This is a genomic window from Halomonas sp., assembly GCF_041689495.1.
GTDB lineage: Bacteria > Pseudomonadota > Gammaproteobacteria > Pseudomonadales > Halomonadaceae > Halomonas.
Genome location: NZ_JBDNGD010000270.1, coordinates 1 through 12,574, shown reverse-complemented (window position 1 = coordinate 12,574; position 12,574 = coordinate 1). Strand labels below are relative to the sequence as shown.

11 protein-coding genes are annotated in these 12,574 nt (G+C 62.8%); 9 read left to right on the top strand and 2 right to left on the bottom strand.

The annotated features are described in order from the left end of the window. The 3 genes from ACESMD_RS09390 to glmS all read left to right on the top strand — a co-directional run. Window positions 1-777 (top strand): FAD:protein FMN transferase (locus ACESMD_RS09390; RefSeq protein ID WP_372612533.1); only part of this gene is annotated, 777 nt, incomplete at its 5' end. A 77-nt stretch (window positions 778-854) separates the two neighbouring features. Next, a complete protein-coding gene (gene glmU / locus ACESMD_RS09385; protein WP_372612531.1) occupies window positions 855-2,225 on the top strand; it encodes a bifunctional UDP-N-acetylglucosamine diphosphorylase/glucosamine-1-phosphate N-acetyltransferase GlmU in 1,371 nt (456 codons plus the stop codon). A gap of 27 nt (window positions 2,226-2,252) precedes the next feature. After that, window positions 2,253-4,085 carry a glutamine--fructose-6-phosphate transaminase (isomerizing) gene (gene glmS / locus ACESMD_RS09380; protein ID WP_372612529.1) on the top strand — a complete coding sequence of 611 codons (1,833 nt, stop codon included), beginning with the start codon at window positions 2,253-2,255 and terminating at the stop codon, window positions 4,083-4,085. A 408-nt stretch (window positions 4,086-4,493) separates the two neighbouring features. On the opposite strand, the gene ACESMD_RS09375 is transcribed toward glmS, so the two are convergent. Next, on the bottom strand, window positions 4,494-4,724 hold the full coding sequence (locus tag ACESMD_RS09375; protein WP_372612527.1) for a PA3496 family putative envelope integrity protein: 231 nt from the start codon (window positions 4,722-4,724) through the stop codon (window positions 4,494-4,496). A gap of 278 nt (window positions 4,725-5,002) precedes the next feature. Between ACESMD_RS09375 and hexR the strand changes: the two genes are divergently transcribed. The 4 genes from hexR to ACESMD_RS09355 all read left to right on the top strand — a co-directional run bounded on the left by hexR (window position 5,003) and on the right by ACESMD_RS09355 (window position 10,042). Next, window positions 5,003-5,866 carry a transcriptional regulator HexR gene (gene hexR / locus ACESMD_RS09370; protein ID WP_372612525.1) on the top strand — a complete coding sequence of 288 codons (864 nt, stop codon included), beginning with the start codon at window positions 5,003-5,005 and terminating at the stop codon, window positions 5,864-5,866. A gap of 169 nt (window positions 5,867-6,035) precedes the next feature. After that, window positions 6,036-8,243 carry a DNA helicase II gene (gene uvrD, locus ACESMD_RS09365; protein ID WP_372612523.1) on the top strand — a complete coding sequence of 736 codons (2,208 nt, stop codon included), beginning with the start codon at window positions 6,036-6,038 and terminating at the stop codon, window positions 8,241-8,243. An 88-nt stretch (window positions 8,244-8,331) separates the two neighbouring features. Then, a complete protein-coding gene (locus tag ACESMD_RS09360) occupies window positions 8,332-8,805 on the top strand; it encodes a phosphate-starvation-inducible PsiE family protein (protein ID WP_372612521.1) in 474 nt (157 codons plus the stop codon). A gap of 253 nt (window positions 8,806-9,058) precedes the next feature. Continuing rightward, window positions 9,059-10,042, top strand: a complete 984-nt coding sequence (locus ACESMD_RS09355) for a TRAP transporter substrate-binding protein (protein ID WP_372612519.1) — start codon at window positions 9,059-9,061, stop codon at window positions 10,040-10,042. Between the two features lie 26 nt (window positions 10,043-10,068). On the opposite strand, the gene ACESMD_RS09350 is transcribed toward ACESMD_RS09355, so the two are convergent. After that, window positions 10,069-10,470, bottom strand: coding sequence for an acyl-CoA thioesterase (locus ACESMD_RS09350; protein ID WP_372612517.1), 402 nt, complete (start codon window positions 10,468-10,470; stop codon window positions 10,069-10,071). 335 nt (window positions 10,471-10,805) lie between these two features. On the opposite strand from ACESMD_RS09350, the gene phoU reads away from it, so the two are divergent. Then, window positions 10,806-11,534 carry a phosphate signaling complex protein PhoU gene (gene phoU, locus ACESMD_RS09345; protein ID WP_372612516.1) on the top strand — a complete coding sequence of 243 codons (729 nt, stop codon included), beginning with the start codon at window positions 10,806-10,808 and terminating at the stop codon, window positions 11,532-11,534. A gap of 7 nt (window positions 11,535-11,541) precedes the next feature. Further along, window positions 11,542-12,285, top strand: coding sequence for a sulfate transporter CysZ (cysZ, locus tag ACESMD_RS09340; RefSeq protein WP_372612514.1), 744 nt, complete (start codon window positions 11,542-11,544; stop codon window positions 12,283-12,285). The last annotated feature ends 289 nt before the right edge of the window (window positions 12,286-12,574 follow it).

Here is a 12,574-nt window from a genome sequence, read left to right as displayed (position 1 = left end):
TCGGATGAATTGATCGAGGTGCTGGCCATCGGTCAGGCGGTGGCTGAGGAGAGCGAGGGCGCCTTTGATGTCACCATCGGGGGTCTGGTGAATCTGTGGAGTTTCGGCTCCGAGGCCCGCCCACAGGAGACGCCCGACGCGGCTACTCTGGCCGAGCGGCTGGCTCTCATCGGCCCCGAGAGTATCGAGCTGGATGTACAGGGCCTCCAGGCAAGACGCCTGCGGGATGTCTTCGTCGATCTCGGCGGCGTGGCCAAGGGTCATGCCACGGACCGTGTGGCGGACTACCTGGATCAGAACGATATCGCGCATTATCTCGTCAATCTGGGCGGTGACCTGATCGTCAGTGGCTATCGTGACGGCGAGAGGGAGCCCTGGAAGATCGGTATCGAAGCTCCCCTCGAGGATCGCCAGGAGGCTCAGCATATCCTTCCGCTGCACGACATCTCGGTGGCCAGCTCGGGGGATTACCGCAATTATTTCATGGAAGACGGTAGGCGCTATTCCCATACGATCGATCCGCGTTCGGGCCGACCCATTACCCACCGTCTGGCCTCGGTCAGTGTGGTGCACCCGTCCAATGCCTGGGCGGATGCCTGGGCCACGGCCTTGATGGTACTCGGCGAGGAAGAAGGCATGAGGCTGGCTCGCGATCAGGATCTCAAGGTATTGATGCTGGTGAGGGAGAATGACGGCTGGTCGAGCCTCGTCAGTCCCGCCTTTGTCGATCACTTCGGGGCAGCGCTGGTCGAGGATCAGGGACTCCAGGCCGACTGAAGGCCACCGGCATGGAGTCCCCTGCACCTTGGCCAGTAGAATGCAGGATGCGATGGCATCTGGACAAAGGAGACACGATGACGCTCGATGTGGTGATTCTCGCAGCGGGACAGGGCACGCGCATGCGTTCCTCTCTCCCCAAGGTACTGCACCGCCTGGCCGGAAAACCCATGGTGCGTCACGTGCTCGATACGGCGCGGGGTCTTGAGGCCGAGGGGATCCATGTGGTGATCGGCCATGGTGCCGACCACCTTCGGGAGGTCCTGGCCGATGCAGAGGTGCGCTTCGCGGTTCAGTCCGAGCAGAAGGGCACTGGCCATGCGGTGGCCCAGGCCATGGTGGATGGTGTCGGCAAAGGCAAGGTCCTGGTGCTCTATGGCGATGTTCCTTTGATCCGTCGCGACACCCTGGTCTCTCTGCTCGAGGGCGTCGATGAGCGCCACATGGCCCTGCTCACAGTCACCCTCGACGAACCTACCGGCTACGGACGACTCCTGCGCAATGCCGCCGGTGAGGCGGTGGCCATCGTCGAGCAGAAGGATGCTTCCCAGGCCGAGTTGGCGATTCGTGAGTGCAATACGGGCATCATGGCCATGACCGCGACCCAGTTGAGGCGATGGCTGCCCCAGCTCTCCGCCGACAATGCCCAGGGCGAATACTATCTGACCGACGTGATCGCCGTGGCTGCCGCCGAGGGGGTGAAGATCGCCACCGTCCATCCGGCGATGACCATGGAGGTGGAAGGCGTCAACAACCGTGCTCAGATGGCTCGGCTGGAACGCGCCCACCAGCGGGAGATCGCCGAACGGCTGATGGTCGAGGGTGTGGCCCTGCTGGATCCCGACCGCCTTGACGTCCGCGGCTCCCTGAGCTGCGGTCACGATGTGGAAATCGATGTCGGCTGCGTGTTCGAGGGCGAGGTGGAACTGGGCGAAGGGGTACGCATCGGCCCTCACTGCGTGATCCGTGACAGCCATATCGGCGCCGGAACGGTTGTCGAGGCACACAGCGTCATCGATGGTGCTGTGGTCGCCGGCCTCAACCGCATCGGCCCCTTCGCCCGCCTGCGGCCCGGTTCGCGCCTCGCGGTGGGTGCCAAGGTCGGCAATTTCGTCGAGACCAAGAATGTCGAGGTGGGGGAAGGCAGCAAGATCAACCACCTGAGCTATGTAGGCGATGCCCGCCTGGGACGTGACGTCAACGTCGGCGCCGGCACCATCACCTGCAACTATGATGGCGCCAACAAGCACCGCACCGAGATCGGCGATGACGCCTTCATTGGCTCCAACACCGCCCTGGTCGCCCCCGTCAGCATCGGCGAGGGGGCCACCATCGGCGCTGGCTCGACCATCAGCAAGGATGTCGCCGATTACGCCCTGGCGGTAGCCCGAGGTCGCCAGGTCAGCCGTCCCGACTGGCCACGACCGATCAAGGACAAGCATCACTAAGGACACGTATCCCTGAGGAGAGCGCGCATGTGTGGAATCGTCGGTGCCGTTGCCCAACGTAACGTCGAGGCTATCCTGCTCGAGGGCCTCAAGCGTCTGGAATACCGTGGCTATGACTCGGCCGGGATGGCGGTGCAGTCCGCTGAAGGCCTTCATCGTCGTCGTGCCGTGGGCAAGGTGGCCGCACTGGAGGAACGGCTCCGTGCGGAGCCGCTCCCCGGCCACTGCGGTATCGCCCACACCCGCTGGGCGACCCATGGTCGCCCCAGCGAGGTCAATGCCCATCCCCATCTGTCCGGTGAGCGGCTGGCGGTGGTGCATAACGGCATCATCGAGAATCATGAGGCACTACGCCGGGAACTGCGTGATGCCGGCTATGTATTCAGTTCGCAAACCGATACCGAGATAGTGGCTCACCTGCTGGCACGCGAATTCGACGCGTCGGGAGACCTCCTGACGTCCCTGCGACAGGCACTGGCGCGTCTCGACGGAGCCTATGCGCTGGCTGCGGTTCATGCCGACGAACCCGGCGTGATCGTGGGGGCTCGAAAGGGTAGCCCCCTGGTGTTGGGCGTGGGAATCGACGAGGCCTTCCTGGGCTCGGATCCCCTGGCCCTGCTGCAGGTCACCGACCGCTTCATCTACCTGGAGGAGGGCGATCTGGTCAGGCTTTCCGGTGCAGGGCACATCGAGATCTTCGATGGTCAGAGTGAGCCCGTCGAGCGAGAGGTAGATGTCTTCGAACACGGTGACGGGGTATCCAGCAAGGGCGACTACCGCCATTTCATGCTCAAGGAGATTCATGAACAGCCGGGGGTGATCGCCGCGGCCCTGGAGGGTCGCCTGGGCGACAGGAAAGTGCTGGTGGAGAGTTTCGGTCCCGATGCCGAGGCGCTCTTTGGCAAGGTGAAGCAGATCCATATCGTGGCCTGTGGTACCAGCTACCATGCCGGCATGGTAGCGCGCTACTGGCTGGAACGCTTCGCCGGAGTGCCGGTCCAGGTAGAGGTCGCCTCCGAATATCGCTATCGCCAGGTAGTGGTGCCCGAGGGCAGCCTCTTCGTGACGCTCTCCCAATCCGGCGAGACCGCCGATACCCTCGCCGCCTTGCGCTTTGCCCGGCAGGGCGGCTACCTGGCCAGCCTTTCCATCTGCAATGTTCCGGGAAGTTCCCTGGTGCGCGAGTCCGACCTGACGCTGATGACTCGTGCCGGACCCGAGATCGGGGTCGCCTCGACCAAGGCCTTCACTACCCAGCTCACTGCCCTGATGCTGTTCACCCTGGCGCTGGGCCGGGTCAAGGGACTCGACGAGGAGATCCAGGCGGAGCTGGTCACCGCACTGCGGGGTCTGCCGGCCGTGGCCGAACGCGTGCTGGCACTCGACCCGCGGATCGAGGAACTCTCGACGGCCTTTGCCGAGAAGCACCATGCACTATTTCTGGGGCGCGGAACGCACTTCCCGATTGCGCTGGAAGGTGCCCTGAAGCTCAAGGAGATCTCCTATATCCATGCCGAGGCCTATCCCGCCGGCGAGCTCAAGCACGGCCCACTGGCCCTGGTGGACAGCGAGATGCCGGTCATTTCCGTAGCACCCGATGACGACTTGCTCGACAAGCTCAAGTCCAACCTGCAGGAAGTCCGTGCGCGGGGTGGCGAGTTGTTCGTCTTCGCCGACGAGGAGGTGAGCTTCGAGGAAGAGAAAGGCACCCAGGTGCTATGTCTGCCGCATATCCATGAGGTGCTGGCCCCGATCCTCTTTACCCTGCCACTGCAGTTGCTGAGCTACCATGTGGCGGTACTCAAGGGCACCGACGTCGACCAGCCGCGCAACCTGGCGAAGTCCGTTACGGTGGAGTGACATTGTCGGGCGACATCACTCCACCCCTTGTTGATAGCTTTTGTTGATAAGTCATGGCGTGTATCGCGCCATGCTTGGCGTCGGCTCCCTTTTCAACAGGTCCGCCCGGGACACGCCAGATCGACGCAAGGCCCGTCGCGACAAGCCAAAACGCTCATTTCACGCGCTTTCCACGGGGGTCGGATCCTTGGGCTTTTGCATCGGCCATTTCGATGGCCTCCGGGATAAGGGCCATATCGCCCCTGCATTCTATGCTTATGCCTGTGGATAAAACGGGGGAAAACCTCTTTCCTCCTTGTGAATATCCCGCCTGGCTGGCCGTCATTGCAACCCGCCTGCCGCCTGGGTTCGCGGGTTTATAAACAGCGTTCGATGAGACCCGCCCCGTATCGACTGCGATGCCTGGGTTCAGTGCATCTCGTCGTCGGCGAGGGACTCCCCGGATAGGGCTTCATCCGGCAAGGGGGCGATATCCCGGGACAGCCGCTTGAACTCATTGTGTAACTCGATGCCACGGCGGGCTCGGAGGTTGCGCTGGGCGGCGCTGCGGGAGCGTTGTTCGTGTTCGGCGACTTCCATGCTCATGAAGATGTCGAGAAGTTCACTCTTCAGGGAGGATATTCTTTCGACATTGCGCATGATCGACTCTCCTGTGTGAAGGTAAGGTAGAGGTATCGGCATCAGGACGCTGCACGACACAGCACTTGTTACTATACCTCACTTGACAGAATGACGACGTCATGAGCGCCCTTGCCAAAACGCTGTTCCAACGCTAGACGGGTACGGCCCGAACGCCTCGTCCGAAGGCCTCGAGAGTGCCCATCGGACGTCGGCTTGGGCATACTGTCGCTATCTGCCGATGATGTCGCCGGTGTTGTGCCCTGCCGGCGAGGCGATCTGAACACAAGGAGTCTCCCGTGAGTCGCGCACTGTTCGATGAGATGAGACGTCGCATGGCGCTTTTCCGCCGCTCGGAGCAGAAGGTGGCCCGCTTCGTGTTACGCAATCCCGAAGAGGTCATCCACATGCGCATCGTCGATCTGGCCACCGAGGCGAAGGTCAGCGAGCCCACGGTGGTGCGCTTCTGTCGAGCACTCGGCTGCAACGGCTTCCAGGACTTCAAGCTCCAGCTGGCCCAGATGCTGGCCACCGACAGCCAGTTCGCCCAGTTCTCGATGAACGACAGCGACTCCGTGGCCGAATTTTCCCACAACATCTTCGATTCCACCGTGGGTACCCTGCTGTCGATACGCGACCGGCTCGACAACGAGGCGCTGAGCCAGGCGATCACTGCCCTGGCCCTGGCCAATCGGGTCGAGTTCTATGGCTTCGGTGCCTCCGGTGCCGTGGCGTCCGATGCCCAGCACAAGTTCTTTCGGCTGCAGATCTCCACTGCTGCCTACACCGACCCGCACATGCAGAACATGTCGGCGGTGACGCTCAAGGAGGGCGACGTGGTGGTGGCCATCTCCCAGACCGGGCGTACCCGGGCCCTGGTGGCCAGCGTGCGCCTGGCACGAGAGGCCAGCGCCACCGTGATCGGCCTGTGTCCCAATGGCTCGCCGCTGGCCGAGGAAGTCACCCTGCCGCTCTATGTGGATGCCCACGAGGACACCGAGATCTATACGCCGATGAGCTCGCGCATCGCGCATCTGGTGCTGATCGACGTACTGGCGGTGGGGGTCGCCAAGACCCGCGGCCCGAGACTCGCCGAGCAGCTCAAGGCCGTAAAGAAGAGCCTGAGCCCGCTGCGCTTCCCCGAGCAGGAAGGCAAGCCGTAGGCCTTCGGCCAGCGCCGAGCTGCAAGTTACAAGGATCCCCTTGGCTTGTTCCTGATGTTTGTGGCGCATTCTGCTTTGCTCCTTGCTCCTTGCTCCTTGCTCCTCCCGGCTCTGCCGGGTTGGATATGGTAAACTATTAGCCCATTTTCCGAGCAGCGATGCCTTCCCCATGGACGACGTCACGGCGATTCTCGACCACATGAATCCGGCCCAGCGCGAGGCCGTCAGCGCGCCTCAGGGCAACATGCTGGTGCTTGCCGGCGCCGGCTCGGGGAAGACCCGGGTGCTGGTACACCGCATCGCCTGGCTGATGCAGGCCGAGGGCCTATCACCCTATGCGGTGCTCGCCGTGACCTTCACCAACAAGGCGGCCCGCGAGATGCGCACCCGCCTGGAAGCGCTGCTGGGGCTCTCGCTGCGCCATGTGTGGGTGGGTACCTTCCACTCCATCGCCCACCGGTTGCTGCGTACCCACTGGCAGGACGCCCGCCTTCCCCAGCATTTCCAGATCATCGACAGCGACGACCAGTTGCGCCTGGTCAAGCGGCTGCTCAAGGACCACCGCGTCGACGACGAGCGCTTTCCGCCGCGCCAGGTGCAGTCGTTCATCTCCGGTTGCAAGGAGGAGGGGCTGCGTCCCCATCAGGTCGACGCCCATGGCGATGCCTATCTCGCCCAGATGGTCGAGCTCTATGAACGCTACCAGCTGACCTGCGAGCGCGGCGGCCTGGTGGACTTCGGCGAGCTGCTGCTTCGCAGCCTGGAGCTGTTGCGTGACAATCCCGCCCTCCTGGCCCACTACCAGGAGCGTTTCGGCCATCTGCTGGTCGATGAGTTCCAGGATACCAACACCCTGCAGTACGCCTGGCTGAAGCTGCTCTCCGGTCAGCGCACGCCGATGACGGTGGTCGGCGATGACGACCAGTCGATCTACGGCTGGCGTGGGGCCAGGGTCGAGAACATCCGTCGCTTCGAACAGGAGTTTCCGGGAACCCGGACCGTCCGCTTGGAACAGAACTACCGCTCCACCAGCGCCATCCTCGAGGCCGCCAATGCCTTGATCAGCCACAACGCCGGACGCATGGGCAAGGAACTCTGGACCGCCGGTGAGCGTGGTGAGCCGATTTCCGTCTACTCGGGTTTCAACGATCTCGATGAGGCGCGCTATATCGTCGACACCATCCGCGAGAAGGTCGAGGAGGGGTTCAAGCGGCGCGAGATCGCTATCCTTTATCGCTCCAACGCCCAATCCCGGGTGCTCGAGGAGACCTTGATCCGCCAGGGGGTGCCCTATCGCATCTACGGTGGCCAGCGCTTCTATGAGCGTCTGGAGATCAAGAACGCCCTGGCCTATCTGCGGCTGCTGCTCAACCGCGACGACGACGCCTCTCTGGAACGGGTCATCAATGTCCCGGCCCGTGGCATCGGCACCCGCACCGTGGAGATCCTGCGCGAACGCGCTCGCCACTCCGGCGTTCCACTCTGGCAGGCGCTGCATGACGGCCTGGCGGATGCCACCCTCAAGGGTCGCGCCGCTACCATGGTCAAGGCCTTCGCCGACCTCATCGACCGGCTCGACAACGATACCGCCGGCCTGGCCCTGCACGAGATCATCGACCATGTGATCGAGGTCTCCGGCCTGGTCGAGCATCACCGCAGCGAGAAGGGTGAGAAGGGCCAGGCCCGGGTCGAGAACCTGGAGGAGCTGGTCACGGCCGCCAAGGCCTTCACCCAGGGTGAGGCTCTCGACCCTCCAGAGGCCGGTGAGGGCGGCGTGGCGCTGGAGGCCTTCCTCTCCGAGGCGGCGCTCAATGCCGGCGACCATGAAGCCGACGAGTTCGAGGACTGTGTGCAGCTGATGACCCTGCACTCGGCCAAGGGGCTGGAGTTCCCGGTGGTGTTCATCTCCGGCGTCGAGGAGGGGCTCTTCCCGCACCGGATGTCCCTGGAGGAGCCGGGCCGCCTGGAGGAGGAGCGTCGCCTCTGCTACGTCGGTCTTACCCGTGCCATGCGCAAGCTCTACCTGACCCATGCCGAGCTGCGCCGCCTGCATGGCAAGGAGACCTTCCAGCGGCCCTCGCGCTTCCTGCGCGAGCTTCCCGAGGCGCTCCTGGAAGAGGTGCGCCTGCGTGGCCAGATATCCCGGCCGGTGACGGCCGGTCGGCCGGCGGTGGGCCTTTCCCGACAGACCTCGGTCAACGGGGGTGCCGACCTGCCCAGCCTGAGCCTCGGTCAGCGGGTCCAGCATCCGGTGTTCGGTGAGGGGGTGATCCTCAATGCCGAGGGTGAGGGAGAGCGCGCCCGGGTGCAGGTCAGCTTCGAGGGCCAGGGTGACAAGTGGCTGGTGCTGGGTTTCGCCAAGCTGACGCCGCTATGATGCGTGCCAACCAGGTTCCGCCATTCCCTCGACAGGACCTCTTGTCAGGGTTGAGGCAAGTAAAGTGTCACGATAGAGCGAAGGAAAAATGAGATCTACTCTGAAACGATGGTTCCCGGAAGTCATGGCCCAGTGGTCATCCCTGAGTGGCTACCAGCGCTTCGAGCGACTGGTGTCTCTGATACTGACGACCGCCATCGGCGGTGTGGTCCTGGTGGCGCTGTATTACCTGATCGATCATGTGGTGCAATTATTGTTCGTGCAGACCCGCGACCCCTTCGACTATCGGGTATTCCAGGCGGTCTTCGACATGATCCTCACGGTCCTGATCGCCATGGAGTTCAACAACTCCATCGTGCGGACCATGAGGAACGACGGCGGCTTCATCCAGGTTGAGATCGTGGTGCTGATCGCCATCATGGCCCTGGTCCGGAAATTCATGGTGATGGACCTGGAAACCATCGATCCCTTGAAGATACTGGCACTTTCGGCCGGCGTCCTCTCCCTGGGCATCTGCTACTGGCTGGTGCGTCACGGCAACCGGCGTGGACCGGAGCGATGATCCCTGCCCTCGTCACGCGGTCGCTTGCCGGAGAAATCGGCCGTGTCGCATACTCGTGACCAGCCCTGCCAGGGTCGGGACATCCCGGACTGGCACCCTAAAAAACGCTTCTGGAGCATACGCCTAACATGCAACGTCGCCTCTTTCTCAAGAACAGTCTCAAGATCTCAAGACCGCCGGCCTCGGTGCCGCCGGTGTCGCCGCCGCCCCCTTCATCTCCAATGCCAATGCTCAGGACACCATCACCTGGGACATGGTGACCTCGTGGCCGCGGAACTTTCCCGCCCTGGGCACCGGTGCCAACGACTTCGCCGAGCGCATCGAGAAGCTGTCCAACGGCCGCATGCGCATCAACGTGCACGGTGCCGGTGAGCTGGTACCGGCCCTGGAAGTCTTCGATGCCGTGGCGGGAGGAACCGCCGAGATGGGTCACTCGGCCTCCTACTACTGGCGCGGCAAGACCCTGGCGTCGCAGTTCTTCACCGCCGTTCCCTTCGGCATGACCACCACCGAAACCAATGCCTGGCTCTATCATGGCGGCGGCCAGGAACTCTGGGACGAGGTCTATGCCAAGCACAACCTCAAGCCCTTTCCGGTGGGCAACACCGGCACCCAGATGGCCGGCTGGTTCAAGAAGGAGATCCATTCCCTGGACGATATGCAGGGACTCAAGCTGCGCCTGCCGGGCTTGGCCGGTCAGGCGATGAACGGTATCGGCGTGACCACGGTGAACATGCCGGGCGGGGAGATCTTTACCTCCCTGCAGACCGGCGTGCTCGACGCCGCCGACTGGGTGGGTCCCTATAATGACCTGGCCTTCGGCCTGCACCAGGTGGCCGACTACTACTACACCTCGGTATGGAACGAGCCGAGCGCGATCCTCGAGGGCACCGTGAACCTCGATGCCTGGAATGCCCTGCCCGACGACCTCAAGGACGTGGTTCACGAGGCGGCCAGGGCCTCCAACCTTGCCATGATCAGCGAGTTCGCCTACCGCAACGCCCAGGCGCTGGATACCCTGGTCAACGAACACGGTGTCCAGCTGCGCACCTTCCCTGACGACGTCATGACGGCACTCTTTGAATCCTCCAGGGAGGCCATACAGGCCCAGGTAGAGAGTGATCCAGATTCGGCCAGGGTCTATGCGTCCTACCAGGACTTCCAGCGCCTGGTGCGGCCGTTCACTGATGTCAGCGAATATGCCTACCTGAAGGGTCGTGATGCCGTAGGGGGGTGATATTCTGTCTCGTGCCGAGCCGGCGGCTATTGGGTCACGGCACGTATCCGGCCATTGTCGTCCAGGGCGACGATCACGAAGCGGGCATCGGTGACCTTGTGCAGCTCATCCGGATCGCGTTCCTGGGGAGATCGAATCCAGACCTCCACATCGATGCGGATCGAACTGTGACCGATCTCGCCTACCGTGGTGAAGATATTGACCATGGAGCCGACGCGCACCGGACTGAGGAAGTCCATGGCCTCGATGGCCACGGTGGCCGTCCGGCCCCTGGCCTCGCGACTGGCGACCAGCTCTGCGGCCTGATCCATCTGGGCGACCAACCAGCCACCCCCGATATCGCCATGGACGTTGACATCCTGACGGCTGGCCAGCAGCTTCAGGGTCAACTGCCCCCGTGGGGCGGGAATGTCATCGATATCTGTCATGGAACTGTCATCACCCTGGTTTGTTATTGTAGAAAGCACGCCCTCTCGATGGTAAACGCTGGCAGTGCCTGGCCACCAGCCTTGCATCGGGCTCAGTGATAGACGGCCAGCTCACTCCCGGTGGACGGTGATCGTCTCCTCCGGCCTCTTGAAAAGGAAATGCGTGCACCTGATGTATCATGCTGTCGAAGTGGCCTGTCATCGGTGATGCCCAGGTGGTTAACCGGACTGCAACATTTTTGCGCCATCATCCACCCAATCCGTGCCTGTGGCGCACCTAGAACGACATCAACGTGTGCAGGGTCCAAGGACCCTGCCTCGAAGGAGAGAGACTCATGGACATTACCAGCGATACCCACAGCCAGCATATTTCCCGGCAGTTCAATCAGGAACTCGAGGCACTCAAGACCCGCCTGATGGCCATGGGTGGCCTGGTGGAAAAGCAGGTCCAGGATGCCTCCGCCGCCTTGCTCGACGGCGATACCCGTCTGGCCGAGCAGGTGGTCGACAACGATCGCAACGTCAATGACATGCAGATCCGGATCGACGAGGAGTGCACACGGGTGCTGGCGCGTCGCCAGCCGGCGGCCTCGGACCTGCGCCTGGTGCTGGCGGTGATCCGTGCCGCCTCCGACCTCGAGCGTATCGGCGACGAGGCGAGCAAGATCGCCCGCAACGCCATCGGCCTGGTGGAGGCCAACCACGGCACCCGCGGCTTCGTCGAGGTCAGGTTGATCAGTGAACATGTCCGCACGATGGTGCGCGATGCCCTGACCTCATTCGCCCGCTTCGATATCGAGTTGGCCCTCAAGGTCGTGTACGAGGACGAGCAGGTGGACAACGAATACAAGAGCGCCATGCGTTCTCTGATGACCTTCATGATGGAGGATGCCCGCTCGATCTCGCCGATCCTCAGCGTGATGTGGATCCTGCGTGCCCTGGAACGCATCGGTGACCATGCCAACAACCTGGCCGAGTACGTGGTCTATCTGGTCAAGGGGCTCGACATCCGCCACACCGACCCCGGCGAACTGGACGAGCAGTCGCTTACCCGCAAGGACTGATGCCTGGATGCTTGATGCCTTCTCGGCCCTGTCCCGTGGCACACGACTGGTCTATGGGCGCGGCCTGAGGCGCTATGTCTTCGCGCCCATTGCCATCAACCTGCTGGTCTACGGGGTCATGCTGCAACAGGTACTGGCTCACTTCGGTGGCTGGCTCGATACCTGGATGGCCCTGGTGCCCGGCTGGTTGGACTGGCTCTCCTGGCTGATCTGGCCGCTGTTCGTGATCAGCCTGGTGGTGATCGTCTTCTTCACCTTTACCCTGGTGACCCATCTGATCGCCGCCCCCTTCTATGGTTTCCTGGCGGCCAAGGTGGAAGAGGTCGTCACCGGGCGCCCGCCTCTGGACGACCGTGGCCTGCTGAAGACCGCTGTCGACGCCCTGGTTCGGGAACTGGTCAAGCTGGTGTATATCCTGCCGAGAATGGCGCTGTTGTTCGTGGTCAGCTGGATACCCGGCGTCAATATCCTGGCGCCCTTCCTGTGGCTGGCCTTCTCGGCCTGGATCATGGCCATCACCTATCTCGACTACCCCATGGACAACAACAAGGTCAGTTTCTCCGACATGCGGCGTCGGTTGGCCGCTCGCTGGTGGCGGACCCTGACCTATGGCGGCTGGGTGACCCTGATTACCTGGTTACCCCTGGCCAACCTCTTCCTGCTGCCCGGGGCCGTGGCGGCTGCCGTATTGATGTGGGAGCGCCACTATCGAGAATTGGGCCGTGACCCGCGCGACATCACGCCGCACTGAGTCATGACCGGCTGCGCGAACTGGTAGAATTGCCACCGCCAATTCGAACAAGGAACTCTGAGATGCGCGTCACGTCCTTCCTGCTGCTGGCCGCCGGCCTGACTCTGGCTGCTCCCACCCTGGCCCAGGAGTCCGGGCTCGACGAGTTGTAAATAGTGCCTGACAGAAAAATAGGTTTTTTCTCGCAGGCCCCTCGATATTCAACCCATCACTTGATCAAAGTGCCGCCTGTACTGAGGATCACAGGCTAACTTTCCGTCACTCCTCGCAGTATTGTGCATTTTTCCGC

Coding starts and splice junctions, on each gene's coding strand:
- glmU (WP_372612531.1), top strand. CDS start 855: ATGACGCTCGATGTGGTGATTCTCGCAGCGGGACAGGGCACGCGCATG.
- glmS (WP_372612529.1), top strand. CDS start 2,253: ATGTGTGGAATCGTCGGTGCCGTTGCCCAACGTAACGTCGAGGCTATC.
- ACESMD_RS09375 (WP_372612527.1), bottom strand. CDS start 4,724: ATGCGCAATGTCGAAAGAATATCCTCCCTGAAGAGTGAACTTCTCGAC.
- uvrD (WP_372612523.1), top strand. CDS start 6,036: ATGGACGACGTCACGGCGATTCTCGACCACATGAATCCGGCCCAGCGC.
- ACESMD_RS09360 (WP_372612521.1), top strand. CDS start 8,332: ATGAGATCTACTCTGAAACGATGGTTCCCGGAAGTCATGGCCCAGTGG.
- ACESMD_RS09355 (WP_372612519.1), top strand. CDS start 9,059: ATGGTGACCTCGTGGCCGCGGAACTTTCCCGCCCTGGGCACCGGTGCC.
- ACESMD_RS09350 (WP_372612517.1), bottom strand. CDS start 10,470: ATGACAGATATCGATGACATTCCCGCCCCACGGGGGCAGTTGACCCTG.
- phoU (WP_372612516.1), top strand. CDS start 10,806: ATGGACATTACCAGCGATACCCACAGCCAGCATATTTCCCGGCAGTTC.
- cysZ (WP_372612514.1), top strand. CDS start 11,542: ATGCTTGATGCCTTCTCGGCCCTGTCCCGTGGCACACGACTGGTCTAT.